Genomic DNA, 24,563 nt, shown 5'->3' with positions numbered 1-24,563 from the left:
CGGCCGCCGCCAGCACCGCGGGGGCCCGGGTTGGTGGGTCCCCACAACGCGGCCGGTCGCAGGTCGGCCGGTCCCCGCCTCGTGCGGTGCGTGCGCCGTGCGCGAGGATGGCGGGCATGGCGACCGCGCACGACCCCGAGACCCCGTCCGGCGACGAGCGACCCCCGCTGCGGGCCGACTTCCTGCGCGAGCTGCTCGTGGCGCCCGCCGGGCCGCTCGCCCGGCTCGAGGTCGTGCCCGAGTCCGGGTCCACCAACGCGGAGCTCGCGGCCGCCGTCGCGCACGACCCGGCCGCGTGGCCCGCTCCCGCGCTCCTCGTCGCCGAGCACCAGCCCGGGGGCCGCGGCCGGCTCGGCCGCTCGTGGACGACGCCGCCCCGCACCGCCCTGCTCGGCTCCCTCCTGCTGCGGCCCGACGTCCCGCGCGAGGCCCTGAGCTGGCTCCCGCTGCTCGCCGGCCTCGCGACCGCCCGCGCGCTGCGCGCCACCGCCGGCGTCGACGCCGTCGTCAAGTGGCCCAACGACGTCCTCGTCCCCGACCCCGGCGCGGGCGAGCCCGCACCGCTGCGCAAGGTCGCGGGCATCCTCGCCGAGGTGCTGCCCGACGGCGGGGTCGTCGTCGGCGTCGGCCTCAACGTCGCGCAGCGGCGCGACGAGCTGCCCGTCCCGACGGCCACCTCGCTCGCCCTCGCCGGGGCCGCGACGACCGACCGGGAGGTCGTGCTCGTCGCGCTGCACGAGGCCTTCGGCGAGGTCCTCGCACGCTGGCAGGACGCCGGGGGCGACGCGCACGCCGCCGGGCTCGACGCCGACTGCGCCGAGGTCAGCGCCACGCTCGGCACGCGCGTGCGCGTCGAGCGCGTCGCGGGTGGCGACGTCGTCGGGCTCGCGACCGGGCTCGCCTCCGACGGCGGACTCGAGGTCCGCCTCGACGACGGCACGTCGACCGTCCACCACAGCGGCGACGTGCACCATCTGCGCCCCCACGTCTGACCGGCCCCACGTCTGACCGGCCCCCACACCTGACCGGGCCCGCGCGAGGTCGGCGGTCCCAGGCCGGGTCGGCGGTCGTGCGTGCCGATCTCGCGTGCGACCGCCGATCTCGGCGAGCCCGGCCGAGGAATAGGATCGCCGGGTGCCAGTGGACCCGGAGAACGAGCTCGCCCCCGCACCGTCCGCGACGACCGCGGAGGGCGACGCACCGACCACCGAGGCCGAGGCGACCGAGGCGGTGCTCGACGAGGCGCTCCTCGGCGGACCCCGCACCCTGACCGTCGAGCGGCTCGCCGAGCGGGCCGGCGTCGACGAGGACCGCGTCCGCGGCTACTGGCAGGCCCTCGGGCTCCCGCTCACCGAGGGCGAGGAGCACGCCTTCACCGAGCGCGACGCGCAGGCGCTCGCGGACGTGTTCGCGTTCGCCGCGCAGGAGCAGCTCGACCAGCGTGCCCTCACGACGCTCATCCGCTCGACGGGGCACACGACCGAGCGCCTCGTGCTGTGGCAGGTCGAGGCGCTCGTCGAGCACCTCACGCGGCGGTTCGACCTCGACGACACGAGCGCGCGCCTGCTCGTGCTCGACCGGCTCCCCGAGCTCGCGCCCGTCCTCGAGGAGCAGCTCCTGCACGCGTGGCGGCGCCAGCTCGCGGCGGTCGCCGGGAGGTTCGCGGTCGAGTTCTCCGACGCGCGCGCCACCGCCGTCGACGAGCACGAGCTCCCGCTGCCGCGTGCGGTCGGCTTCGCGGACATCGTGTCCTTCACGCAGCGCACCCGCGGGCTCGGCTCGAGCGAGCTCGCCGAGTTCGTGCAGCTCTTCGAGACGAGCGCGCGCGACGTCATCACCGCGGCCGGCGGGCGCGTCGTCAAGACGATCGGTGACGCGGTGCTCTACGTGGCCGACGACGTCGCGACCGGCGCGCGCGTCGCGCTCGGCCTGGCCGAGGCGGGCGGGCGCGAGGAGGACGTCGACGTGCCGCCCGTGCGCGTGAGCCTCGTGTGGGGGCGGGTGCTGTCGCGGTTCGGCGACGTGTTCGGGCCGAGCGTCAACCTCGCGGCGCGCCTCGTCGACATCGCCGACCCGACGACGGTGCTCGTCGACCGCGAGACGGCGGGCCTGCTCGCCGGAGACCAGCGGTTCGCGCTCACGGCGCAGCCGGAGACGGAGGTGCAGGGCCTCGGCACGATCGAGCCCGTGCGCCTCCAGTGGGCCTACCGCGGCTGACCGCACGCCGTCGGCACCCGGCCGCTGACGTCCGCACGGCACCTGACGTCCGCACGGCACCTGACGTGCGTCCGGCGGGGCGGCGACCGGTCAGACGGCCTCGAGGAGCCCCGGGCCGTCGTTCGTCACGGAGTTGACCAGGGTCGAGATCTCGCGCGCGACCATGGGGACGTCGTCGTGCGGGCCGCCGAGCCCGAGGAGGTCGGCGGCACCCCGCGCGTCGACCGCCGGGTCGAGCCAGGCGTCCCAGGCGTCGGACGGCAGGGCGAGCGGCATGCGGTCGTGGATCTCGGCGAGGTACGGCGCCGCGTCGGTCGTGATGATGGTCGTCGAGACGAGCCAGCGGTCCGGGTCGTCGTCCGCCTTGGTGCGGTCGCGCCAGAACTCGTAGAGCCCCGCGAACGCGGCGCTGCGCCCGTCGTCGGGCGCGATCCAGTACGGCTGCTTGGGGACCTTGCCCCGGCGCGCCGGCACGCCCGCGGACCCGGCGGGGGACGCGCCGTCGGGCAGGACGCGCCACTCGTAGTAGCCGTCCGCCGGCACGAGGCACCGGCGCACGCCGAACGGCTTGGCGAACGCCGGCTTGTCGAGGATCGACTCCGCACGCGCGTTGATCATCCGCGCGCCGCCCTTCGGGTCCTTCGACCACGACGGCACGAGGCCCCAGCGCGCGAGCCGCAGCGAGCGGCGCACCTCGCCCGTGTCCTTCGCGGCGCGCTCGACGACGATCCGCACCGGGTCCGTCGGCGCGAGGTTCCACGACGGCGGGAGGAGGCGCGCGTCGTCGGCCACGTCGGCGATCGCGAACTCGTCCGCGAGGTCCTGGGCGTCCCGGAAGGAGGCATAGCGTCCGCACATGGCTCCAGCGTGCCGCACGCCACCCACGCTCGCGCCGGGGACGACGGGCGGGCACGGGGGAGGGTCCCGCTCCGCGGGCACGGCGGTCGAGACGGTTGCCGAGGGAGAGCAGGGTCACGCCCAGGACCCCGGTCCGCGCGCGATCGAATCGTTACGATGGGAGTCATGCCCCCTTCCTCGGTCGACCCCGCCGTGCCCCGACCGAGATCGTCCGCCCGCTGGGTCCTGCTGCTCGGTGCGCTCGCCACGCTGCCCGCGCTCACGGTGGACATGTACCTGCCGCTCCTGCCCGAGGTGGGCGCCGAGCTCGGCGCGCCCGACTCCCTCGCGCAGCTCACGCTGTCCGGCATGCTCCTCGGCGGCGCCGTCGGGCAGCTCGTCATCGGGCCGCTCTCCGACCGCTACGGTCGGCGCCTGCCCGTGCTCGTCGGGCTCTCGCTGCACGTCGTCACGTCGCTCCTGTGCGCGTTCGCGCCCAACATCGGCTTCCTCATCGGTCTGCGCGTGCTCCAGGGGTTCTTCAACGCGTCCGCGTCGGTCGTCGCGATCGCCGCCATCCGCGACCGGTTCACCGGGTCCGAGGCCGCGCGCGTCCTGTCGCGGCTCATGCTCGTCATCGGGCTCGCGCCGCTCCTCGCGCCCTCCATCGGGTCGTTCATCGGCGCGCACGCCACCTGGCGGGCGGTCTTCTGGGTCCTCGCGCTCGGCGGCGTCGTGCTCGGCGCGATCGTCCTGTTCTTCATGCCCGAGTCCCTGCCGCTCGAGCGCCGTCGCCCCGCCGGCGCGCGCACCGTCCTGCGCGGGTACGCGGGCCTCCTGCGCGACCGGCACTTCGTCGCGCTCGCCGTGCTGCCCGGCCTCGGGCAGGCCGTGCTCATGAGCTACGTCGTCGGCTCACCCTTCGTCCTGCAGGAGGGGTACGGCCTCAGCCACGGGCAGTTCGCGCTCCTGTTCGCCGTGAACGGCATCGGGCTCGTGCTGTCGGCGCAGGCGAACGCCGCGCTCGTCCGCCGCGTCGCGCCCGTGCGGCTGCTCCGGACGGCGCTCGTCGTGCAGGGCGTGTTCGCCGTCGGTCTCCTCGTCGTCGCCCTGACGGGGGCGGGCGGGATCGTCGGGATCGTTGCCGCGCTGTTCCTCGTCCTGTCGATGCAGGGCCTCATCCCCGCGAACGCCTCCGCGCTCGCGCTCACCCGGCACGGCGAGATCGCCGGCACCGCCGCCGCGGTCATCGGCGCGTTCCAGGCCGGCGTCGCCGGGCTCGTGAGCCCCCTCGTCGGCGTCCTCGGCGGCGACGCCGTCGCGATGTCCACCGTCATGCTCGGGGCCGTCGTCGCGTCGATCCTTGTGCTCGCGCTCGCGACGCCCGCGTTCCGCCGCGGGGGCTGGCACACGCCCGTCTGACCCGGTCTTCGCCGCCCTTTCACACGTCCTCCTGCTGGTCCGGCGCACGTATCCGCGCCGGACCCTCTACTCTCGGACCGTGCCGAAGACCGCCCCCGCCTCGCCGCCCGCCCGCGCGAGGTCTCGCGCGACGCAGGAGACGCGCTCCCGCAGGGGCGGGACCGACAAGCCCAGCGGGGGTCCGCACCACGCCCGCGCGCTCCGCTCGCACCGTGTCGCCCGGGCGATCGGGCTCGTCCTCACCGGCGCGTTCGTCTTCGTCGCCGTCGGGGCGGGAGCCGTGTACCTCGACCTCAAGTCGAAGATCACGGTGAGCGACGTGTCCGAGTACGTCGTCGGCATGCCGACCGAGGCGCCGCCCAAGGACCCGTCCGACCCGTTCGCGGGCAAGGCGCTCAACATCCTCGTCATGGGCACGGACTACCGCGACGCCGAGAACGCGGCGCTCGCGGGCGAGGAGGAGGGCATGCGGTCCGACACCACGTTCATCGTGCACGTGTCCGGCGACCGCACGCGCATGGAGGTCGTGTCGATCCCGCGCGACTCGCTCGTCGACCTGCCCGCGTGCAAGCTGCCCGACGGGTCGATGTCCTCGCCGCGGCGCAACACCATGTTCAACGAGGCCTTCCAGATCGGGTCGGGCGGCGTCGACGACATGGAGGCGGCCGCCGGCTGCACGATCTCGTCGGTCTACAGCCTCACGGGCGTGCCCATCACCAACCACGTCGTCGTCAAGATGACCGGGGTCATCGGCGTGGTCGACGCGATCGACGGCGTGACCATGTGCTTCCCGGAGCCGATCAAGGAGGACCCCCGGTACGGGACCCTCGACCTCCCCGCCGGGGAGCACACGCTCGACGGGCACGAGGCGATCGGCTTCCTCCGGGCACGGCACGGCACCGGCATGGGCCTCGAGATGGGCTCCGACCTCACCCGCATCGCCCGGCAGCAGGCGTTCATCGACTCGGCCGTGCGCGAGCTGCTCTCGCAGAACATCATCACCAACTCGCCCCAGCTCTACGGGGTCATCGAGGCCGTGCTCGGCTCCATCAGCGCGGACCCGACGATCGCGGACCCGACGGCGCTCGCCGGGCTCGCGTTCAGCCTCCGGGCCATCAAGCCCTCCGAGGTCGTCTTCACGCAGGTCCCCGTCGTGGACGCGGCGAGCGACCGCAACCGCGTCGAGTGGACGGCGGAGGCCGACGCGATCTGGCAGCGGCTGATCGACGACGCGCCCCCGCCCGGGCACGAGCCCGTCACGGACCCCCGCGACGACGCCACGGCGCCCGCGGACGGCGCGACCGACCCCGGCGCGGGGACGGACCCAGGCACCACCGACCCCGGGACCGGCGCCGTCGACCCCGGCACCGGCGCGACGGACCCGGGCGCGGGGACCGACCCGGGGGGCGCCGAGACGGAGGCGCCGCGCGACGGCGTGTGCGCCTGACCTCGCTCAGGGCCGCGACGCGCCGAGCGCGGCCAGGCGCCGCACGGCCTCGTGCAGGACGTCCTCGCGCTTGACGAACGTGAACCGGACGCGCGACGCGAGCGCGCGCGCCGTCCTCGACCCCGGGGTGCAGAACGCGCTCACGGGGACGGCCACGACGCCTGCGAGGGCGGGCAGCCCGCGGCACAGCGCGGTGCCGTCCTCGAACCCGAGCGGCGCGCCGTCGGCGATGACGAAGTACGTGCCCTGCGGCACGACGACATCGAACCCCGCGCGGACCAGGCCCTCGCACAGCAGGTCCCGGCGCGCGGCGAGCGAGTCGGCGAGCGCACGCGGGGTCTCGTCGTCCGCGAGCGCGTCGGCGATCGCGGGCTGGAACGGCGCGCCCGACGTGTAGGTGAGGAACTGCTTCACCGTGCGGACAGCCGTCACGAGCGGCTCGGGCCCGTGCAGCCACCCGACCTTCCAGCCCGTGAACGAGAACGTCTTGCCGGCCGAGGAGATGGTGATCGTCCGCTGCCGCATCCCCGGCAGGGTCGCGATCGGCACGTGCCGGGCGTCGTCGAACGTCAGGTGCTCGTACACCTCGTCCGTGACGACCACGGCGTCGTGACGGCGCGCGACGGCGGCGATCGCGTCGAGCTCGTCGAGGTCGAGCACCGTGCCCGTCGGGTTGTGCGGCGAGTTCACGACGATCAGGCGCGTGCGGTCGGTGACGGCCGCGCGCAGCGCGTCCACGTCGAGCCGGAACCGGTCGGGCCCGGGGAGCAGGGGGACCGTGACGTGCCGGGCGCCCGCGAGCGCGATGCACGCGGCGTGGGAGTCGTAGAACGGCTCCAGCGTCACGACATCGTCGCCCGGCCCGGCGAGCGCGAGGATCGTCGCCGCGAGCGCCTCGGTCGCGCCCGTCGTCACGAGCACCTCGGTCTCCGGGTCGGGGTCCAGGCCGTAGTGGCGGAACTGGTGGCTCGCGACGGCGTTGCGCAGCGCGAGGACGCCCGGGCCCGGCGGGTACTGGTTGTGGCCGTCCTCGATCGCGCGCACCGCGGCGTGCTTCACGGCGAGCGGGCCGTCGACGTCGGGGAAGCCCTGCCCGAGGTTGATCGCCCCGGTGCGCTGCGCGAGCGCCGTCATCTCCGCGAAGATCGTCGCCGCGACCGCACCGTCGGCGCCGAGCAGGCCCGTGGCGCGTGCGGCGGCCTGCCAGCGGCCGGGCGGGAGGTCCGTCATGGCCCGACCCTAGCCGTCGCGACGACCACGATGTGGGACGCCGGGAGCGCGGTCCCCCCTTCGGTGGCGCGCGATTCCGGGGCGCCCGCGACCTTGTCCACAGGGGCGGTTCACGGGGGCGCGTCCATGCCCTACTCTCTGGCGCAGATCGTTGACGACCGGCGGGGCAGCCGGCCGACGGAGCAGGGGGAATGCTCGACATGTCTACGGACACGCACGCCGTCGGCGTGCTCGAGGGCGAGGTGCGCGAGCTCGTCCGGCGGCGCGGGGTCGACCCCGCGCGCGACCGCGCGGCCGTCGACCAGCTCGTCCGCGACGTCGTCGCGGACTACGAGACGCGCAGCGCGCTCGGGGCCGTCGCGCCCCTCGCCGACCCGGCCGCCGCCGGTCGCGCGGTCGTCGACGCCGTCGCCGGTCTGGGGCCGCTCCAGCCGTACCTCGACGACCCGGAGATCGAGGAGATCTGGATCAACGCACCCTCCCAGGTGTTCGTGGCGCGCGGCGGGGCGTCGGAGCTGACGACGACGATCCTCACGGCGCAGCAGGTGCGCGACCTCGTGGAGCAGATGCTGCGGTCCTCCGGGCGTCGGCTCGACCTGTCGAGCCCGTTCGTCGACGCGTGCCTCCCGGGCGGGGAGCGGCTGCACGTCGTCATCCCCGACGTCACGCGCAGCGAATGGGCGGTGAACATCCGCAAGCACGTCGTCCGGGCGTCGCACCTCGACGACCTGGTCCGGCTCGGCGCGCTCCCGCCCCAGGCCGCGGCGTTCCTCGACGCGTCCGTGCGGGCCGGGCTGAACATCCTCGTCGCGGGGGCCACGCAGGCCGGCAAGACGACGATGCTCAACGCCCTCGCCGGGTCCGTCCCGCCCGCGCAGCGCGTCGTCACGTGCGAGGAGGTGTTCGAGCTGCGCTTCGCCGTGCGTGACGTCGTGTCCCTCCAGTGCCGGCAGCCGAGCCTCGAGGGCACGGGGGAGATCCCGTTGCGGCGCCTGGTCAAGGAGGCGCTGCGCATGCGCCCGGACCGCATCGTCATCGGCGAGGTCCGGGAGGCGGAGAGCCTCGACCTGCTCGTCGCGCTGAACGCCGGGGTTCCGGGGATGTGCACGATCCACGCGAACTCCGCGCGGGAGGCGATCACCAAGATGTGCACGTTGCCCCTGCTCGCGGGCGAGAACGTGTCGGACCGCTTCGTGGTGCCGACGGTCGCGTCCGCCATCGACCTCGTCGTGCACCTGGGCGTCGATGCCGACGGGCGTCGCGGTGTGCGCGAGATCCTCGGTGTGACGGGGCGCGTCGAGCAGGGCGTCGTGGAGGCCGCGGAGATCTTCGTCCGCTCGGGCGACCGCCTGGTGCGCGCGGGCGGTTTCCCGCCGCGCGCCGACCGCTTCGCCCGCGCGGGCATCGACCTGGCAGCGGTCCTGCGGCCGGGCCCGACCGGTGCCGACGTGCTCGACGGCGCCGCGCCGACGAGGGTGGGCTGATTGTGGGCGTGGCGGTGGGCCTGCTCCTCGGTGCCGGGCTGTTCTGCGTCTGGTGGTCGTTCTGGGCGCCCGGGCCCCCGCGCGTGCAGCGTGCCGACGGGTGGGCGGCGCGCACCCAGGACCTGCTCGTCCAGGCCGGTGCACCGGCGGTGACGCCGAGCGCCCTGGTGGTCGCGAGCGTCGGTGTCGGGCTCGTCGTGCTCCTCGTCGGGGCCGTGCTCGCGCGGTCCTGGACGATCGCGACGTGCTTCGCCGTGCTCGCCGCGGGAGCACCGGCGCTCCTCGTGCGGTCCCGCGCGCGTCGGCGGCGTGCGCGACTGCGGGAGGTCTGGCCCGAGGTGCTCGACCATCTGTCCTCGGGCGTGCGGGCGGGGCTGTCGCTGCCCGAGGCCGTCGGTCAGCTCGGCGAGCGCGGTCCGGTCGAGCTGCGCGAGCCGTTCACCCAGTTCGCGCGGGACTACCGCGCGTCCGGCCGGTTCGGGGAGTGCCTCGACCTGCTCAAGGACCGGCTCGCGGACCCGGTCGCAGACCGTATCGTCGAGGCGCTCCGGATCACGCGGGACGTCGGCGGCACCGACCTGGGTCGCCTCCTGCGCACCCTCTCGACCTTCCTGCGTGAGGACGCCCGCACGCGCGGTGAGCTCGAGGCGCGTCAGTCGTGGACCGTGAACGGGGCACGGCTCGCGGTCGCCGGCCCGTGGGTCGTGCTCGGCTTCCTCGCGACGCGCCCGGAGACGGCGGCCGCCTACAACTCGATGACGGGGGCGGTCGTCCTCGCCGCCGGCGCGGCCTGCTCCGCGACGGCGTACCAGCTCATGCTGCGGATCGGGCGGCTGCCCGAGGAAGAGCGGGTGCTGCGATGAGCGTCGTCGACGTCTCCTGGACCGGCGCCGCGATCGGCGCGCTCGGTGGGCTGGGTGTCCTCCTCGTCGTCACCGGGCTCCGGGGGCGGGCGATCCGCCTCGACGAGCGGCTCGCGCCCTACCTGCGCACGCACGACCGCACGTCGGTGCTGCTGCGCGACCACCCCGTCCGATCCCCCTTCCCGACCCTCGAACGACTCCTCGCGCCGCTGCTCGCGGACGCGGGCCGCGCGCTGGAACGGTTCGGCTCGACGGCGTCCGACGTCCGGCGCCGCCTCGACCGCGCCGGGCGTGGCCGCAGCGTCGAGCAGTTCCGCGCTCGGCAGCTCGTGTGGGGCGTCGTCGGGCTCGGCGGCGGGACGGCGCTCGCCGTGCTGCTCGCGGCGACGCGGGGGTCGGCGGTCGCCGCGCTGGTGGTCCTCGTGCTGCTGTGCGGCGTCGGCGGGGTGCTCGCGTGCGACCACGCGCTGACCCGCGCCGTGCGGCGTCGGGAGGAGCGCATGCTCGCCGAGTTCCCCACGGTCGCGGAGCTCCTCGCGCTCGCGGTGAACGCGGGGGAAGGACCGGTCGCCGCGCTCGAGCGCGTCGCGACGACCGCGCACGGCGAGCTCTCCGGCGAGCTGCGCACGACGCTCGCGGCCGTGCGCGCCGGGACGCCGCTCGCGCGGGCGCTCGAGCAGCTCGCCGACCGCACCGGGCTGCCCAGCCTCACCCGTTTCGCGGAGGGGGTCGCGGTGGCCGTCGAACGGGGGACCCCGCTCGCCGACGTGCTGCGGGCGCAGGCGCAGGACGTGCGCGAGTCGGGTCGCCGCGCGCTCATGGAGGCGGGCGGCAGGAAAGAGGTCGTGATGATGGTCCCGGTCGTCTTCCTCATCCTCCCCGTGACGGTGGTCTACGCCGTCTTCCCGTCGCTGGCGACCCTGCAGCTGGGCTTTTGAGAAGCAGCCACGAACGTCCCCCACGATCCGGCACGAACATCCGACACGAACGCCCGACACGAACGCCCGACACGAACGCCCGACACGAACGCCCGACACGAACGCCCGACACGACCGTCCGGCACGACCGATCGACCGACGACGAAGGAGAACCATGCAGGGGTGGAGCCGAGGGAACCAGGCCGTGCGTGCCGCAGCGCGGGGCGCGCTCGGGCGGCTGGCCGGACAGGACCGGGAACGCGGTGACGTGCCGGGCTGGGTGCTCATCACCCTGATGACGGCGGGACTGGTGATCGCCCTGTGGGCCGTCGCGGGACCGGCGCTGATCGAGGCCTTCAGCAACGCGATCTCGAGCGTCGGCGCCCCCTGAGGTGGGCCGTCGCGGTGGTCCGGGAGCCGGCGTCGGTCCGGGGGCCGGCGTCGAGGACCGTGAGCAGGGCTCCGCCGTCGTCGAGTTCACCCTCGTCTCCGTCCTCGTCCTCGTCCTGTTCCTCGGTGTGGTCCAGGTCGCGCTCGCCGTCCACGTGCGCGCGACGCTGGTGGACTGCGCGGCGGAAGGCGCCCGCGTCGCGGGCCGGGCGGACCGTGGCCCGCACGACGGCGCGGACCGCACGCGCGACCTCGTCGGGTCCGCGCTCTCGGCGCGCTACGCGCAGGACGTCGTCGCGCGCCAGACGGTCGTGGACGGTCTCCCGGTCGTCGAGGTCACCGTCACCGCGCCGCTCCCGGTCGTCGGGCTGCTCGGCCCGGCAGGAGCGCTCACCGTCCGCGGTCACGCCCTGGAGGAGGCTCCGTGAGGCACCTGCTCCTCCGGATCCGCTCGAGGCTGACGGGGCCGCACGCGGACCGGGGGAGCGCGGTCGTGGAGTTCCTGGGCGTCGCGCTCGTCCTCCTCCTGCCGGTCCTGTATCTCGTGCTCACCGTCGGCCGGCTGCAGGCCGCGGCGTTCGCCGTGGAGGGCGCCTCTCGCGAGGCGGCGCGCGCGTTCGTCACCGCGCCGTCGTCCGACGACGGCGCCCGGCTCGCCGCAGCGGCGGTGGGCCTCGCTCTCGGCGACCAGGGGTTCGCCCCGACCTCGGACGGCCTGACGATCGCGTGCTCGTCGCTGCCCTGCCTGGAGCCGGGCGGTGAGGTGACGGCGCACGTCCGGCTCGACGTGCCGCTCCCGCTCGTGCCGGAGTTCGTCCGTGGGGTCGTCCCCCTCTCCGTCCCCGTCGAGGCGCAGCACGTCGCGTCCGTCGACGCCTACGCGGCGCGGCGACCGTGAGCGCCCGGACTCCCGAGAGCGCACGACCACCCGGTCCCTGTCCGCGTCCCGCTCGTGGTCCGGGTCCCGGGCAGCGGTTCCCGGCGGGCGGGCGTGGGTCGCTGACGCTCGTCGCGCGCCTCCGCGGACCGAGCGGGAGCGAGGACGACGGCCGCATCCTGCTCCTCACGAGCGCCTTCGTCGCGTTCGCCCTCCTCCTCGTCACGGTCGTGGTGAGCGCGACGCAGGTGCACCTCGAGCGCAAGCGGCTCTACGAGCTCGCCGACGCGCTCGCGCTCTCTGCGGCCGACTCGATGACCCACCAGACGTTCTACTCCGGCGGCGCAGCGCCACCGGTCGAGGACGCCGTCCTCACGCTCACGGACGCCGGGATCCGGGCGGACGTCGACGACTACCTCGACCGGAACCCGGCGGCGCTCGCGGGCCTGAGCGACGTCGTGGTGACCGACGCGTCGACCGGCGACGGGCGCACGGCGTCGGTCACCCTCGCCGCGCGGGCACGACCCGCGATGATCAGCTGGGTGACCGAGGCGTGGAGTGATGGCATCATCGTGCGTGCAGAGTCACGTGCCAGAGCGTGGTGAGCACCTGTTGCTGTTCGACGAAGAACGTCCAGGGAAGGAATGTCGCAACGTCGCGTGAGCGCGCTCCCGCGCCTTTGTTCACTTTCTTAACTTTGGATGGCCACTTCTGTTTCGACCCTGTCAAAACCCTGGGTTCGCCGCTATGGTGATCCGGTCCGACAACAACTCCAACGATGGAGAGCTACAACATGAACGCACGAGCAACGAAGAAGCTCGTCGCCGGGGGTGCCCTCGGCGCGATGCTCATCGGCACGGTCGCCCTCGCGTCCGCTGCCTCCGCCGACCAGGTGGGCGACGACACGAACGTCGACGTCTCCGTCGAGATCGAGTCCAACGTGGAGCCGGGCAACCTCGCCCTCACCGTCGCCTCGAGCTCGACCACGCTGACCGAGGCCGACGAGTCGTCGGTCGAGGGCACGCGCGAGTTCAACGGCGCGCTCCCGGAGGTCACCGTCACCGACACGCGGACCGAGGTGCCCGAGGGCGCCTACTGGTACGTGCTGGGCAACGCGTCGGCCTTCACGGGCGACGCGGGCGAGATCGGCGCTGACAACCTCGGTTGGGCCCCGACCCTCGTCGACGGTGGCGACACCGGCCTGGTCTCCGAGGGCGAGCCGGTCGAGCCCTCCCTCGAGGACGGCCCGGGTCTCGTCGACCAGGAGCTCCTGGTCTCGACGTTCGACTCGACCGAGGTCAACCCCGGTTCCTGGACCGCCGGCGCGAACCTCACGCTGCGGACGGGCGAGGACGTCGCGCCGGGCGCGTACAACTCGACCATCACGCTGTCCCTGTTCGAGGACTGAGCCGTCCCGACGTCCCGGTGACCGGTCTCGACCGGGCACCGACCGAGTAGTCACACGACGGGTCGCACCGTCCCGCACGACCACGGTCGTGCGGGGCGGGCGACCCGTCGTCGTACGGAGAGAAGCCCCTGCGTGATCCCCGCACCAACGCACCCTGCCCGCACCGGGTCCCCGTCCCGCCGTCGCGGGCGCCGTCTCGTCCTCGCCGCGACGGCCCTCGCCGTCGGCCTCCTGCCCGCGACGCCGCTCGCCGCGTCCGCGACGACCGCTGCCACGAGCGCGCACGCCGCCGCCCCGAGCGCGCAGGCCGACGTCGCGAGCGCCCTGCCGACGACGCTGCCCCTCGACACGGACGACCGCATCACGTGGGGCGCCAAGCCCGCGGACGCGAACGGTCCCGACGGGCGCCGCGGTGTCGACCTCGTCGCCGACCCGGGCACGACGGTCGAGGAGCACATCGCCGTCTCGAACTTCAGCGACGTGCCGGCCACGTTCGCGCTCAAGGCCGCGGACGGATACCTCACCGACAACGGGCGCTTCAACATGCTCTCCTCGGACCAGGAGTCCACCGACGCGGGGACGTGGTTCACGGTCCAGGACACCGTGGAGGTGGGCCCCAAGGAGACGGTGGTCGTCCCGTACACGATCACGGTCCCCGAGAACGCGACCCCGGGTGACCACCCGGCCGGCATCGCCGCGTCGGTCACGAGCACGGGCGGTGGCGAGGGCGGCACGAGCGTCGGCGTCGAGAGCCGCGTCGGGTTCCGCGTCACGACCCGCGTCACGGGCGAGATCCAGCCCGCGCTCGCCGTCCAGGACGTCAAGGCGTCCTACGCGCCGTCGTGGAACCCGTTCGCCGCGGGCGACCTCACCGTCTCCTACGACGTCGCCAACGACGGCAACGTGCGCCTCGGCGCCGAGGGCCAGGTCGCGACGTCCGCCCTCTTCGGCGCCCTCGTCGACGAGGCCGCCGCGGAACCGCTCGGCGAGGTCCTGCCGGGCGGCTCGCTGCGGAGCAAGGTCGCGTTCGCCGACGTCTGGCCGCTCGGACCGGTGAGCACGACGATCACCGTGACGCCGACGGTCGTCGGCGAGGACCAGGTCGACGCGCCGCTCGACCCGGTCACGGTCACCGTGACCACGTGGGCGGTCCCGTGGCCGCAGCTCCTGCTCCTCGCGATCGTCGTCGTCGTGATCCTCGGGGTGCGGGACGACCGCCGACGCCGGCGCCAGCGTCTCGAGGCGATGCTCGCGAAGGCGCGCGACGAGGGCCGCCAGCAGGCCACGACCACCGAGCCGGCGTCGTCGAGCACGGGCGGGTCCGGCGCGCAGGGCGGCACGAAGGACTGACGGCGACGCGCCGTCGGGCGGGCCTCGCCCGACGGCGCCGAACCCCCGCGCCGAACCCCGCGGCGGTCCCGCGCGCGGACCTCGCGAGGAGACCCCGCGCGGAACCCTCGCCGTGACCTTGCACGACGGCGCCGACCGCGCGCGGGGTCGCGTAACCTTGAACCTCGTGGCCACCATCGACTTCCCGTCCGAGATCAAGGCGCTGCGGAGCACGCTCGACTCCATCGAGAGCGTGAGCGACCCGGAGGAGCTGCGCGCGACGATCGCGGACCTCTCGGAGAAGGCGTCGGCGCCCGACCTGTGGGACGACCCGGACGCCGCGCAGAAGGTGACGTCGGCGCTCTCCGCCGCGCAGTCGGAGCTGGACCGGGTGAAGAAGCTCGGGCAGCGCATCGCCGACGTCGAGACCCTGGTCGAGATGGGCCAGGAGATGGAGGACGAGGACACCCTCGTCGAGGCCGAGAACGAGGTCGCCGCCATCCGCAAGGACCTCGACCAGCTCGAGGTCCGCACCCTGCTCGCCGGCGAGTACGACGCGCGCGAGGCCGTCGTGACGATCCGCGCGGGCGCCGGCGGCGTGGACGCGGCCGACTTCGCCGAGATGCTGCTGCGCATGTACCTGCGCTGGGCGGAGCGCCACGGCTACCCGACGACCGTCCTCGACACGTCCTACGCGGAGGAGGCCGGGCTCAAGTCCGCGACGTTCGAGGTGAAGGCGCCGTACGCCTTCGGCCACCTGTCGGTCGAGGCGGGCACCCACCGCCTCGTGCGCATCTCGCCGTTCGACAACCAGGGCCGCCGCCAGACGTCGTTCGCCGCGGTCGAGGTGATCCCGCTCATCGAGCAGACGGACTCGATCGAGATCCCGGAGTCGGAGATCAAGGTCGACGTGTTCCGGTCCTCGGGCCCGGGCGGGCAGTCGGTCAACACGACGGACTCCGCGGTGCGCATGACGCACATCCCGACGGGCATCGTCGTCTCGATGCAGAACGAGAAGTCGCAGATCCAGAACCGCGCCGCCGCGCTCCGCGTGCTCCAGTCCCGCCTGCTGCTCGTGCGCCAGGAGGAGGAGAACGCGAAGAAGAAGGAGCTCGCGGGCGACATCAAGGCGAGCTGGGGCGACCAGATGCGCTCCTACGTGCTGCAGCCGTACCAGATGGTCAAGGACCTGCGCACCGAGCACGAGGTGGGCAACCCCTCGGCGGTGTTCGACGGCGACATCGACGACTTCATCGAGGCCGGGATCCGCTGGCGCCGTGGGGTGCAGAAGGAGGCCTGATCCTCCTCGGCCGCCCCGGGCCGATTGATCCGAGCAACGGATCGATGCACCCGGGTGCGGCGTGTCCGCCCCGTCGGGCCGAAGACGCATGCCTACCCTCGGGATCGTGCGACGAACCTCGTTCGTCCACGGATCGACCCCCGACCCGAGGAACGTGCCGCTGTGATCCGCTTCGAGAACGTCACCAAGGTCTACGCGCGCGGCGCGAGGCCGGCCGTCGACGACGTGTCGCTGGAGGTCCGACGCGGCGAGTTCGTCTTCCTCGTCGGTGCCTCCGGCTCCGGCAAGTCGACGTGCCTGCACCTCGTCCTGCGCGAGGAGCGCCCGACGAAGGGCAAGGTCTTCGTCGCGGGTCGCGACCTCGGGTCGATGTCGAGCTGGAACGTCCCCAAGCTGCGCCGCCAGATCGGGGTGGTCTTCCAGGACTTCCGCCTGCTGCCGAACAAGACGGTGTTCGAGAACGTCGCCTTCGCGCTCCAGGTGATCGGCAAGCCGCGTCACACCATCGCCATCACGGTGCCCGAGACGCTCGAGATGGTGGGGCTCGCCGGCAAGGAGAAGCGCCGCCCGCACGAGCTCTCCGGTGGTGAGCAGCAGCGCGTCGCCATCGCGCGCGCGATGGTCAACCGCCCGCCGATCCTGCTCGCCGACGAGCCGACCGGGAACCTCGACCCCACGACGTCCCTCGGGATCATGCGCCTGCTCGACCGCATCAACCGCACCGGCACGACCGTCGTCATGGCGACGCACGACGAGGAGATCGTCAACCAGATGCGCCGTCGCGTCGTCGAGCTGGACACCGGCACGCTCGTGCGCGACCAGGCGCACGGGTCGTACGGCGCGCGCGGCCAGGTCATCCCCGACCCGACGACCCCCGCCGCGGCACCCGAGTCGGCGCCGACCGCCGTCGTGCGACGCGCGGCGCGCCCGACCACGGCGCCCGACCCGGCGTCCCGGTCCGGGCAGGCCCCCGCCGTGGCCGCGGACCAGGCGTCGACGCCCGGCGCGACGACCGGTGCGACGCCCGTGGTGGACGCGCCCGGCCGGACGCCGCTGCCCCGGCGACGCTCGACGCGTCGTCACGTCGACGCGACCGCGGGGGAGTGAGCGGCGTGCGACTCCAGTTCATCCTCGCGGAGCTCGGCCAGGGCCTGCGGCGCAACGTCTCCATGGCGGTCTCCGTCGTGCTCGTCACCTTCGTCTCGCTGACGTTCGTCGGGTCGTCCCTGCTGCTCCAGGCGCAGATCGGCAAGCTCAAGGACGACTGGTACGACAAGGTCGAGGTGTCCGTCTTCCTGTGCCCGGCCGGGTCGCCGTCGCCCACGTGCGCGGCGGGCGAGGCCACGCCCGAGCAGATCGCGGCGATCGAGGACCTGTTCGACACCGAGCTCGGCGACGAGATCCAGACGGTGTACTTCGAGTCCAAGGACGACGCGTTCGCGGCGTTCACCGAGCGCTACCCCGACGGGTACCTCGGCACGCAGCTCACGGTCGACGACATGCAGGCGTCCTTCCGCCTCAAGCTCACCAACCCGGAGAACTACGAGGTCGTCAACGACGTCGTGACGGGGCGGCCGGGCGTCGAGGTGGTCGAGGACCAGCGCCGCATCTTCGACTCGCTCTTCCTCGCGCTCAACCGCGCGTCGCTGCTCGCGGCCGGCCTCGCGGCGGTCATGCTGCTCGCCGCCGTGCTGCTCATCACGACGACGATCCGCCTCTCCGCGCTGAGCCGACGGCGCGAGACGGGCATCATGCGGCTCGTCGGGGCGTCGAACCTGTTCATCCAGCTCCCCTTCCTCCTCGAGGGGGCGATCGCCGCCGTGCTCGGGGCGGTCCTCGCGGTGGGCGGGCTCTGGGTCGGGGTGAAGTACCTCGTCACCGACTGGTTGTCCCAGTCCGTGACGTGGGTGGCCTACGTCGACGAGGCGGACGTGCTGCGCATCGCACCCGTGCTCGTCGGGATCGCTTTCCTGCTGGCGGCCGTGTCCTCGGTCGTCACGCTCAACCGCCACACGAGGGTGTGAGATGACCCGGGACCTCCGCCGCGCGACAGCGGCTCTGATCGCCACGACCCTGCTCCTCGTGGGCGGTGTCGCCTCGGCGTCCGCCGACGACATCGACGACCGCCGCGCCGCGGCGGAGCGCCGCCAGTCCGAGATCCTCGGCAGCCGCGAGCAGCTCCAGTCCGAGCTCGAGGACACGGACTCGGCGCTCGCCCAGGCCGTCGTGGACCTCCAGGCCATCGAGGCGCGGCTGCCCGTCGCGCAGGCCGAGCTCGACGCCGCCCAGGCCGAGGTCGAGCGGACGCAGCGCGAGGCGGAGCTGCTCGCGCAGCGGCTCGAGGACGCGCTGGGCCAGGAGGCCGCGATCAGCGCAGAGATCGAGCGCGGTGCGACCGAGGTGGCCGACGCCAAGTCGAGCATCGCCGAGATGGCGCGTCGGGCGTACCGCGGTCAGGGCGACGTCTCGAGCCTCGGCATCGTCACGGGTGCGCAGAGCACCGAGGAGTTCATCGCGGAGTACGCCGTCTCCTCGACGGCGGCACGCAGCCAGTCCCGCTCGCTCCAGGAGCTCCTCGAGGCGGAGTCCGTGTCGCGCAACCGCGAGGCGCGCCTCCAGGCGGTGCGCGAGACGGTCACCGACCTCAAGCAGCAGGCGGACGAGAACCTCGTCGCCGCGGAGGCCGCACGCACGGCCGCGGCGGACCGCAAGGCCGAGGTCGAGCAGCTCATCGTCGACCAGCAGGCCAAGAAGGCGACGATCGAGGAGCGCAAGTCCGCGGCCGAGGCGAAGGTCGCCGAGAACGAGGCCGCGCAGCTGTCCCTGCAGAGCGAGATCAAGGGCATCATCGCGGAGCAGGCCGAGCGTGACCGCAAGGCCGCCGAGGAGGAGGCGCGCCGCCAGCAGCAGAGCCAGCAGTCCGGTGGTGGCGGTGGCGGCGGTGGCGGCGGGTCGTCCTCCGGCGGGGGCGGCGGCGGGGGTGGCGGTTCGTCCTCCGGCGGCGACCGCGGCAGCATCTCGAGCTTCCTGTCGTACCCGACGGCGGTGCCCTACGTCACGTCGAGCTACGGGATGCGGCTGCACCCCATCCTCGGCTACTACCGCCTGCACGCGGGGACCGACCTGCGGGCCTACTGCGGCACACCGATCATGGCGTCCGGGCCCGGGACCGTCGTCCACGCCCAGTGGCGCAACGGGTTCGGCAACCAGGTGCTGATCAACCACGGCACGGTGGGCGGCAAGAACCTCATGACGAGCTACAACCACCTCACGCGCTTCGCGGTGTCGTCGGGCCGGACCGTCAACAAGGGCGACGTCATCGGGTACTCGGGCAACACCGGCCTCTCGGGGGCGTGCCACCTGCACTTCGAGGTGTACGTCAACGGGTCCACGATCGACCCGATGTCCGTGCTGCGCTGACCGCACCCGGGGGATAATCGGTACCAGGCGTCGTCGGGCACCCGTACGCTGGGGCGCCCGGACGAACGCCTCGGATCCCGGGGACAGCACCGACAGCGACGAAGGACGGTAGGACACGGATGGCGAAGGACAGCGGCCGCAAGGTCGTCGCCAGCAACCGCAAGGCACGCCACGACTACGTGATCGAGGACGTGTACGAGGCGGGGATCGTGCTCTCCGGGACCGAGGTCAAGGCGCTGCGGATGGGCAGGGCGTCGCTCGTCGACGGCTACGTCGCGGTCGACCGCGACGAGGCCTGGCTCGAGAACGTCCACATCCCCGAGTACACCGAGGGCACGTGGAACAACCACGCCCCGCGGCGCAAGCGCAAGCTGCTCCTGCACAAGGAGGAGATCCTGCGCCTGGAGTCCAAGACGCGCGAGAAGGGGCACACGATCGTGCCCCTCGCGCTGTACTTCCTCGACGGCCGCGCCAAGGTCGAGATCGCGCTCGCGCGCGGCAAGAAGGAGTACGACAAGCGCCAGGCTCTCCGCGAGAAGCAGGACAACCGCGAGGCGCAGCGCGCCATGCGGCAGCGCGAGCTGCGCTGACGCCTCGCGCGGGGTCCCGCACGGAGACGGGTGCCCGACGCCGGCCCCACCCGCTGGTGACGCGGTCGCCCTCGACGTACGGTCGAGGGCGAGACGACGACCGCGAACCAGGAGGCCCCATGGTCAAGCTCCGCCAGTACATCCCGCGCCTCGCGGCGGGGGCGTACATCCTCAACTCCGGCCTGAGCAAGCGCGGTGCCGACGAGGAGACCGCGCAGGGACTGCACGGGATGGCCGCCGGCACGTACTCGTTCCTCGGGGACGTCGAGCCGAAGCAGTTCACCAAGACCCTGTCGACCGCCGAGATCGCGCTCGGCGCGGCGCTCGTGGCGCCCTTCGTCCCGACCGGGCTCGTCGCCGTCGGGCTGGGCGTCTTCTCGGCCGGCCTCGTGGGCATGTACCTCAAGACCCCGGGCATGACGCGCGAGGACGGTGTCCGCCCCACCGAGCAGGGGACCGGGCTCGCCAAGGACGTGTTCCTGCTCGGGATCGCCGGCGGGCTGCTCGTCGACTCGCTGAGCCGGAAGAAGTAGCCGCGACGCGGGTACCGGCGGCGAGACCGCCGGTACCCGGCCGCGCGGAAATATCCGTGCGGGGCACGGCGTTGATCGCGTAGGCTGGGCCTGCTGCACGAGGTCCGGGTCCGCCCGGGCGCCGCGCAGTGCTTGACAACTGCACAGGGGGTGATCGGTTTCGACGGTGGTCGTGCTTCGAGGAGAAGCGGGCCGAGGATGCAGGCTTATCTCGTAAACGATGTCTGCAAAACACAGGTGCCGATAACAAGCGCACCGACTTCGCCCTCGCCGCCTGAGCGAGCCCCGAAGTCCGTCAGCCCGAGCTAGCTCTCGACTCGGATCCTGGCGTCATCTAGAGAGCCACTGCTCGCAGTCCTCGTCACCGGGGCTGCGGGGACTTTCAGGTGACTGAGCCCGTCCGCATCTTGTCTGCGTGAGTGCGGGGGCCGAGAAAAACGACAGCAGACTGCGCCCGGAGAAGTCCTCGATCGGCGTCACCGGACCGGGGTTCGATTCCCCGCACCTCCACCCCTGCGGCGACGGCCCGCACCCCTCTCGGGGTGCGGGCCGTCGTCGTACCGGCACCCGGTCCGGTCACCAGCCGTAGCGCTCCCAGGCCGCCGCCCCCTCGTCGCCCTCGAGCCACTCGAGCCGCAGCCGTCGCCCCCTCACCTCGAGCCGGGCGTCGTCGTCACGAGGGAGCGGGGGCGCGCCGGGGTCGTCGCTGTACAGGTCCTCGTCGTCGCCGTCCGGGCCGTCGAGGTGGGCCCGCCACTGCACGCGCGGCTCCGGGTTGACGTGCCGGGGGAACGTCTGCGGCCCGACCGTGTCCCAGTGCGTGCACACGCGCGTCACGAGGTGCCCGGCGAGCCGGGCCGTGCCCACGTCGTCGGCCCACAGGCGCGCGACCCGCCCGGTGCCCTCGCGAGCGACGGGCTCAGTCACGGGCGGACGCCCCGACGAGCGGAGCCCGCCCGGAGGACGGCGCCCCCGGGTCGTCGTCCGGTGCCGTGCCGCCGTCGTCGGCCGGGGGAGCGCCGCCGTCCTGCGCACGACGGCGCACCCGGCGCAGCACCCAGCGCACGACGAGCAGCACGAGACCGGCGACGACGAGCCACGGGAGCAGGGCGCCGAGGACGACGACCAGGCCGTTCAGCGTCGTGAGCAGAGCGTTCCAGCCGTTCTGCAGCCCGCCGAGAAAGCCGCCGGGCGCGAGCTGCTCGGTCGGCGCCACGTGCACGACCGTGACGTGCAGCGTCGACATCGACACCTGGTCCGTGAGCGCGGCGCGCTGCGACTGCAACGACTCGAGCTCCGCCTGGCGGGTCGTGAGCTCCTGCTCGGCGGCGAGCAGGTCCGCGGTTGTCGCGGCGTCGCCCATGAGGGTGCGCAGCCGCTCGACCGACGTGGTGAGCGCCGCGACGCGGGCGTCGAGGTCGCGCGCCGTGCCGGTCACGTCGACCGCCTCGATCGCGAGGTCGCGCACCTCGCCGACCTGGCCGAGAGCGTCCACGGTCGCGGTCGTCTGGGCCGCGGGCACGCGCACCGTCAGCTCGGCCGTGGGCCGCGCCTCGCCCTCGGGCTCGGACTGCCGACGGCTCTCGACCCGACCTCCCGCGCTCTCCGCGAGCTCGGCGACCTGCTCGGCGGCCGCCGACGGGTCCTTCGCGACGACGGTCACCGAGCCGGTGGTGACGATCTCGCGGTCCGCCTCGACCACGGCGTCCTCGTCGCCGGGCGCGATACCGGCCGAGGCGCCGGACGAGGTGTCGGTGCCGTCGACCACCGCCGCCTCGGACCCCGCGCCGGAGTCGAGGGCAGCGTCGCCGGCTCCCGGCGTCGCGGAGCAGCCGGCCAGGAGCGCGCCGCCGAGGACCAGCGCGGCGACGACGGCGAGAGGGCGAGTGGTCCGCATGCTGCGAGGGTAGGGGGCCAACCGCGCGAACCGGACAGCCGCACCCACATCGTGACCGTCTTGTGAACTGACCGTGATCCGACCGCCGCCCGGCGCCGTGCGGACGCGCCGGTCCGCGCGCGAGGATGGGCGCGTGCTGGTGTGCTGCGGACTCGTGACCCTCGACGTCGTCCAGGTCGTCGACGCCCTGCCCGGACCCGACGAGAAGGTCGTCGCGCGGTCCCTCGCCGCGACGTTCGGCGGCCCGGCCGCGAACGCCGCGGCGACCGCCGTCGCGCTCGGCGTCCCGACGACCCTCGTGACCGCCGTGGGCCACGGTCCTCTCGCCGCGGTCGTGCGGTCCGAGCTCGAGGCGTCGGGCGTCGCGCTCGTCGACGCCGCCGACGGTGCGGCAGGGCATGCCCAGCCCGCGGTCTCGACCGTGCTCGTCACCCGCGCGACCGGGGAGCGTGCGGTCGTGAGCACGAACGCGTCCGGCTTCGACGACCTCGCGGACGCGCCGCTCGTCGTGCCGGGGCGCGCGGCGGACCTCCTGGACGCGCTCGGCCCCGGGGACGTCCTGCTGCTCGACGGGCACCACCCCGGGCTCGCGCTCCGGGTCGCGCGCCGCGCGCGGGAGCGCGGGTGCGTCGTCGTGCTGGACGGGGGCTCCTGGAAGCCCGACGCGCCCGCGATGATCGGGCTGTGCGACGCCGTGGTCGTGTCCGCGGACTTCCGGCCGCCCGGCGTCGCGACGGACGACGTGCTCGACGTCGTCGCCGCGCTCGGGCCGAGGCTCGTCGCGCGGACCCGTGGTCCGCTGCCCGTCGAGGTGCTCGACGCGGGGGAGAGGTACGAGGTCGCGGTCCCTCGGCCGGGCGCCGTCGTCGACACGCTGGGTGCGGGCGACGTGGTCCACGGCGCGTTCGCCGCGGCGGTGGCGCGCGGGTCGTCGTGGCGCCTAGCGCTGGAGGACGCCGTGCGGGTCGCGTCCCGCTCGGTCGAGCACGCCGGCGCGCGGGGCTGGATCGCCGCGGCTCCCTGACGAGCGGCGGCCGTGGGACCAAGGTCCCGCGTCGTGGCCTCCTCGGCTACATTTCGGTCACGAAGCCGGGAGGGAGTTGACAGCCACTTAGTAAAGGCAGTCTACTAACAAACATGACAACGGCAGTCACCGGCACCGGCGCACCGAGGAGGCGACTGAGCACAGGGCTCAGGCCGACCTCGAAGGTGCTCCCCGAGCACGCTCGGGCCCACAACCGGTCGCTCGTGCTGCAGCACCTGTTCCACGAGGGACCCACGTCGCGCGCCGACCTCGCGCGCGCCACGTCCCTCACTCGTGTGACCATCTCGGACCTGGTGTCCGTGCTCATCGCCGAGGGCCTGGTCGAGGAGCTCGGCGTGCGCCCGGGCCAGCGCGTCGGCAAGCCGGCGATCCTCGTCGGGATGCGCACGAGCGCCTACCAGATCGTCTCCGTCGACCTCACCGACGACGAGGTCCTGCGCGGCGCCGTCGTCACGCTCACGGGCGACTTCGTCGTCCGGCAGAGCCTCGCCGTGGACGGCCGTACCGGGACCGAGCTCGTCGACCTCCTCATGCGGTTCTGCCGCGGCCTCATCGCGTCCGCGACCCAGCCGGTCATCGGCGTGGGGATCGGGTCGCCCGGCGTCGTCGACGCCGAGGGCCGGGTCATCGAGGCGCCGAACCGGCGCTGGTACGACGTCCCGCTCGCCGCGCAGCTCACGGAGCGGCTCGGGCTCGCGGTCCACGTCGCCAACGACGCGAACATCGCCGCGCTCGGCGAGTTCACGTTCGGGGGAGCGGCCGGCGACGGCCTGCTCGTCCTCACCGTGGGCGAGGGCGTGGGTGCCGGCATCATGGTCGACGGCGCACGCGTGCACGGGCACGCCGACGCCGCCGGCGAGCTCGGCCACGTGACCGTGGTCGAGGACGGCGAGCCGTGCGCCTGCGGGCGCCGCGGCTGCCTGGAGACCGTGCTGTCCGTGCCGGCGCTGCGCCGCGCGGTGGACGGGCTCGACACCGAGGCTTCCGACGCCGTGCTGGCGTCGGTGGGCAGGACGCTGGGCATCGCCCTGGCCCCTGTCGTCAGTGCGCTCAACCTCGCGGAGGTGCTCGTGAGCGGTCCGGCGGACCTGCTCGACGGACCCCTGCGCGAGTCGGCGTTCGAGACCATCCGCTCCCGCACCATGCCGGTCATCGGCAGCGGGCTGCAGGTGCGGATGGCCACGCTCGACGAAGACGTCGTCCTCGCTGGGGCCGCCGTCCTCGTCCTCTCCGGACAGCTGGGGGTCTCGTGAGCCGACGACGCTCCGCCTGACCTCTCTGCCCGACCGGGGCGCGGGCCACGACCCGCCCCTCAGACCTCCTGGGACCCCCAGTGCAGCACCCCCAGGAACGCTGT

At 73.9% G+C, this 24,563-nt stretch carries 24 protein-coding genes, 1 other RNA gene and 1 pseudogene; 22 read left to right on the top strand and 4 right to left on the bottom strand.

All coding sequences use genetic code 11. From position 1 onward, the window contains the following. Positions 1-116: 116 nt before the first annotated feature. Together AC3WT4_RS12855 and AC3WT4_RS12850 are read left to right on the top strand one after the other, a co-directional pair. Positions 117-992 (top strand): biotin--[acetyl-CoA-carboxylase] ligase, encoded by an 876-nt coding sequence (locus tag AC3WT4_RS12855; RefSeq protein WP_492315614.1) that lies wholly within the window; start codon positions 117-119, stop codon positions 990-992. Positions 993-1,134: 142 nt separating this feature from the next. After that, positions 1,135-2,217, top strand: coding sequence for an adenylate/guanylate cyclase domain-containing protein (locus tag AC3WT4_RS12850; protein WP_286185777.1), 1,083 nt, complete (start codon positions 1,135-1,137; stop codon positions 2,215-2,217). A 90-nt stretch (positions 2,218-2,307) separates the two neighbouring features. On the opposite strand, the gene AC3WT4_RS12845 is transcribed toward AC3WT4_RS12850, so the two are convergent. Beyond that, entirely contained in the window at positions 2,308-3,075 is a 768-nt protein-coding gene (locus AC3WT4_RS12845) for an SOS response-associated peptidase (RefSeq protein WP_074809312.1), read from the bottom strand. A gap of 165 nt (positions 3,076-3,240) precedes the next feature. On the opposite strand from AC3WT4_RS12845, the gene AC3WT4_RS12840 reads away from it, so the two are divergent. Both AC3WT4_RS12840 and AC3WT4_RS12835 read left to right on the top strand, forming a co-directional pair. Further along, on the top strand, positions 3,241-4,476 hold the full coding sequence (locus AC3WT4_RS12840) for a Bcr/CflA family efflux MFS transporter (RefSeq protein WP_074809314.1): 1,236 nt from the start codon (positions 3,241-3,243) through the stop codon (positions 4,474-4,476). Positions 4,477-4,555: 79 nt separating this feature from the next. Next, a complete protein-coding gene (locus tag AC3WT4_RS12835; protein WP_492315613.1) occupies positions 4,556-5,923 on the top strand; it encodes an LCP family protein in 1,368 nt (455 codons plus the stop codon). A gap of 6 nt (positions 5,924-5,929) precedes the next feature. Here AC3WT4_RS12835 and AC3WT4_RS12830 read toward each other — a convergent pair whose 3' ends face one another. Beyond that, positions 5,930-7,153, bottom strand: a complete 1,224-nt coding sequence (locus AC3WT4_RS12830; RefSeq protein WP_108048089.1) for a pyridoxal phosphate-dependent aminotransferase — start codon at positions 7,151-7,153, stop codon at positions 5,930-5,932. A 200-nt stretch (positions 7,154-7,353) separates the two neighbouring features. Here AC3WT4_RS12830 and AC3WT4_RS12825 point away from each other — a divergent pair, with 200 nt between their 5' ends. The 16 genes and pseudogenes from AC3WT4_RS12825 (at position 7,354) to ssrA (ending at position 20,777) form a co-directional block, all read left to right on the top strand. After that, a complete protein-coding gene (locus AC3WT4_RS12825; RefSeq protein WP_257417036.1) occupies positions 7,354-8,637 on the top strand; it encodes a TadA family conjugal transfer-associated ATPase in 1,284 nt (427 codons plus the stop codon). A gap of 2 nt (positions 8,638-8,639) precedes the next feature. Then, complete coding sequence (locus tag AC3WT4_RS12820; RefSeq protein WP_492315612.1) at positions 8,640-9,500, top strand: type II secretion system F family protein; 861 nt, start codon at positions 8,640-8,642, stop codon at positions 9,498-9,500. Beyond that, the gene (locus tag AC3WT4_RS12815) at positions 9,497-10,438 is read left to right on the top strand and encodes a type II secretion system F family protein (protein ID WP_108048725.1); all 942 of its coding nucleotides are present in this window, start codon (positions 9,497-9,499) and stop codon (positions 10,436-10,438) included. Before AC3WT4_RS12820 ends, AC3WT4_RS12815 begins: the two co-directional genes overlap by 4 nt. A gap of 154 nt (positions 10,439-10,592) precedes the next feature. Further along, positions 10,593-10,808 carry a hypothetical protein gene (locus AC3WT4_RS12810; protein WP_492315611.1) on the top strand — a complete coding sequence of 72 codons (216 nt, stop codon included), beginning with the start codon at positions 10,593-10,595 and terminating at the stop codon, positions 10,806-10,808. 1 nt (position 10,809) lies between these two features. Beyond that, on the top strand, positions 10,810-11,235 hold the full coding sequence (locus tag AC3WT4_RS12805; protein ID WP_492315610.1) for a TadE/TadG family type IV pilus assembly protein: 426 nt from the start codon (positions 10,810-10,812) through the stop codon (positions 11,233-11,235). Then, positions 11,232-11,705 carry a TadE/TadG family type IV pilus assembly protein gene (locus AC3WT4_RS12800; RefSeq protein ID WP_492315609.1) on the top strand — a complete coding sequence of 158 codons (474 nt, stop codon included), beginning with the start codon at positions 11,232-11,234 and terminating at the stop codon, positions 11,703-11,705. Before AC3WT4_RS12805 ends, AC3WT4_RS12800 begins: the two co-directional genes overlap by 4 nt. Beyond that, positions 11,702-12,289 (top strand): pilus assembly protein TadG-related protein, encoded by a 588-nt coding sequence (locus AC3WT4_RS12795; RefSeq protein ID WP_492315608.1) that lies wholly within the window; start codon positions 11,702-11,704, stop codon positions 12,287-12,289. Before AC3WT4_RS12800 ends, AC3WT4_RS12795 begins: the two co-directional genes overlap by 4 nt. Before the next feature lie 188 nt (positions 12,290-12,477). Further along, positions 12,478-13,092: a hypothetical protein gene (locus tag AC3WT4_RS12790; RefSeq protein WP_108048791.1), complete on the top strand. Its 615-nt coding sequence runs from the start codon at positions 12,478-12,480 to the stop codon at positions 13,090-13,092. 132 nt (positions 13,093-13,224) lie between these two features. Continuing rightward, on the top strand, positions 13,225-14,442 hold the full coding sequence (locus tag AC3WT4_RS12785) for a WxL protein peptidoglycan domain-containing protein (RefSeq protein WP_074810714.1): 1,218 nt from the start codon (positions 13,225-13,227) through the stop codon (positions 14,440-14,442). 166 nt (positions 14,443-14,608) lie between these two features. Continuing rightward, a complete protein-coding gene (gene prfB / locus AC3WT4_RS12780) occupies positions 14,609-15,721 on the top strand; it encodes a peptide chain release factor 2 (RefSeq protein ID WP_074810766.1) in 1,113 nt (370 codons plus the stop codon). A 162-nt stretch (positions 15,722-15,883) separates the two neighbouring features. Beyond that, positions 15,884-16,564, top strand: a pseudogene (gene ftsE / locus AC3WT4_RS12775) (cell division ATP-binding protein FtsE); the annotation flags it as partial. Between the two features lie 269 nt (positions 16,565-16,833). Then, complete coding sequence (gene ftsX, locus AC3WT4_RS12770) at positions 16,834-17,745, top strand: permease-like cell division protein FtsX (protein WP_061267705.1); 912 nt, start codon at positions 16,834-16,836, stop codon at positions 17,743-17,745. 1 nt (position 17,746) lies between these two features. Beyond that, the gene (locus AC3WT4_RS12765; protein WP_492315607.1) at positions 17,747-19,141 is read left to right on the top strand and encodes a peptidoglycan DD-metalloendopeptidase family protein; all 1,395 of its coding nucleotides are present in this window, start codon (positions 17,747-17,749) and stop codon (positions 19,139-19,141) included. 119 nt (positions 19,142-19,260) lie between these two features. Beyond that, entirely contained in the window at positions 19,261-19,731 is a 471-nt protein-coding gene (smpB, locus tag AC3WT4_RS12760) for an SsrA-binding protein SmpB (RefSeq protein ID WP_492315606.1), read from the top strand. Positions 19,732-19,850: 119 nt separating this feature from the next. Next, positions 19,851-20,264, top strand: a complete 414-nt coding sequence (locus AC3WT4_RS12755) for a hypothetical protein (protein WP_021482408.1) — start codon at positions 19,851-19,853, stop codon at positions 20,262-20,264. 146 nt (positions 20,265-20,410) lie between these two features. Further along, positions 20,411-20,777: a transfer-messenger RNA gene (ssrA, locus tag AC3WT4_RS12750) on the top strand. A 63-nt stretch (positions 20,778-20,840) separates the two neighbouring features. Here the strand turns inward: ssrA and AC3WT4_RS12745 are convergent. Continuing rightward, positions 20,841-21,191 carry a hypothetical protein gene (locus AC3WT4_RS12745; protein ID WP_492315605.1) on the bottom strand — a complete coding sequence of 117 codons (351 nt, stop codon included), beginning with the start codon at positions 21,189-21,191 and terminating at the stop codon, positions 20,841-20,843. Further along, on the bottom strand, positions 21,184-22,161 hold the full coding sequence (locus AC3WT4_RS12740; protein WP_492315604.1) for a DUF4349 domain-containing protein: 978 nt from the start codon (positions 22,159-22,161) through the stop codon (positions 21,184-21,186). The genes AC3WT4_RS12745 and AC3WT4_RS12740 overlap by 8 nt, the downstream gene beginning before the upstream one ends. A gap of 97 nt (positions 22,162-22,258) precedes the next feature. On the opposite strand from AC3WT4_RS12740, the gene AC3WT4_RS12735 reads away from it, so the two are divergent. Beyond that, positions 22,259-23,185: a PfkB family carbohydrate kinase gene (locus tag AC3WT4_RS12735; protein WP_492315633.1), complete on the top strand. Its 927-nt coding sequence runs from the start codon at positions 22,259-22,261 to the stop codon at positions 23,183-23,185. A gap of 113 nt (positions 23,186-23,298) precedes the next feature. Next, on the top strand, positions 23,299-24,459 hold the full coding sequence (locus tag AC3WT4_RS12730) for an ROK family transcriptional regulator (protein WP_051027709.1): 1,161 nt from the start codon (positions 23,299-23,301) through the stop codon (positions 24,457-24,459). The last annotated feature ends 104 nt before the right edge of the window (positions 24,460-24,563 follow it).

It is taken from the genome of Cellulosimicrobium sp. EB106-03-01-XG111, assembly GCF_058792115.1.
This window is presented reverse-complemented; position numbering and strand designations above follow the sequence as displayed.

Bases quoted from the DNA above. Each gene is read 5' to 3' on its own strand.
- AC3WT4_RS12855 (WP_492315614.1), top strand. From the start codon at position 117: ATGGCGACCGCGCACGACCCCGAGACCCCGTCCGGCGACGAGCGACCC.
- AC3WT4_RS12845 (WP_074809312.1), bottom strand. From the start codon at position 3,075: ATGTGCGGACGCTATGCCTCCTTCCGGGACGCCCAGGACCTCGCGGAC.
- AC3WT4_RS12840 (WP_074809314.1), top strand. From the start codon at position 3,241: ATGCCCCCTTCCTCGGTCGACCCCGCCGTGCCCCGACCGAGATCGTCC.
- AC3WT4_RS12830 (WP_108048089.1), bottom strand. From the start codon at position 7,153: ATGACGGACCTCCCGCCCGGCCGCTGGCAGGCCGCCGCACGCGCCACG.
- AC3WT4_RS12825 (WP_257417036.1), top strand. From the start codon at position 7,354: ATGTCTACGGACACGCACGCCGTCGGCGTGCTCGAGGGCGAGGTGCGC.
- AC3WT4_RS12815 (WP_108048725.1), top strand. From the start codon at position 9,497: ATGAGCGTCGTCGACGTCTCCTGGACCGGCGCCGCGATCGGCGCGCTC.
- AC3WT4_RS12810 (WP_492315611.1), top strand. From the start codon at position 10,593: ATGCAGGGGTGGAGCCGAGGGAACCAGGCCGTGCGTGCCGCAGCGCGG.
- AC3WT4_RS12790 (WP_108048791.1), top strand. From the start codon at position 12,478: ATGAACGCACGAGCAACGAAGAAGCTCGTCGCCGGGGGTGCCCTCGGC.
- AC3WT4_RS12765 (WP_492315607.1), top strand. From the start codon at position 17,747: ATGACCCGGGACCTCCGCCGCGCGACAGCGGCTCTGATCGCCACGACC.
- smpB (WP_492315606.1), top strand. From the start codon at position 19,261: ATGGCGAAGGACAGCGGCCGCAAGGTCGTCGCCAGCAACCGCAAGGCA.
- AC3WT4_RS12755 (WP_021482408.1), top strand. From the start codon at position 19,851: ATGGTCAAGCTCCGCCAGTACATCCCGCGCCTCGCGGCGGGGGCGTAC.
- AC3WT4_RS12740 (WP_492315604.1), bottom strand. From the start codon at position 22,161: ATGCGGACCACTCGCCCTCTCGCCGTCGTCGCCGCGCTGGTCCTCGGC.
- AC3WT4_RS12730 (WP_051027709.1), top strand. From the start codon at position 23,299: ATGACAACGGCAGTCACCGGCACCGGCGCACCGAGGAGGCGACTGAGC.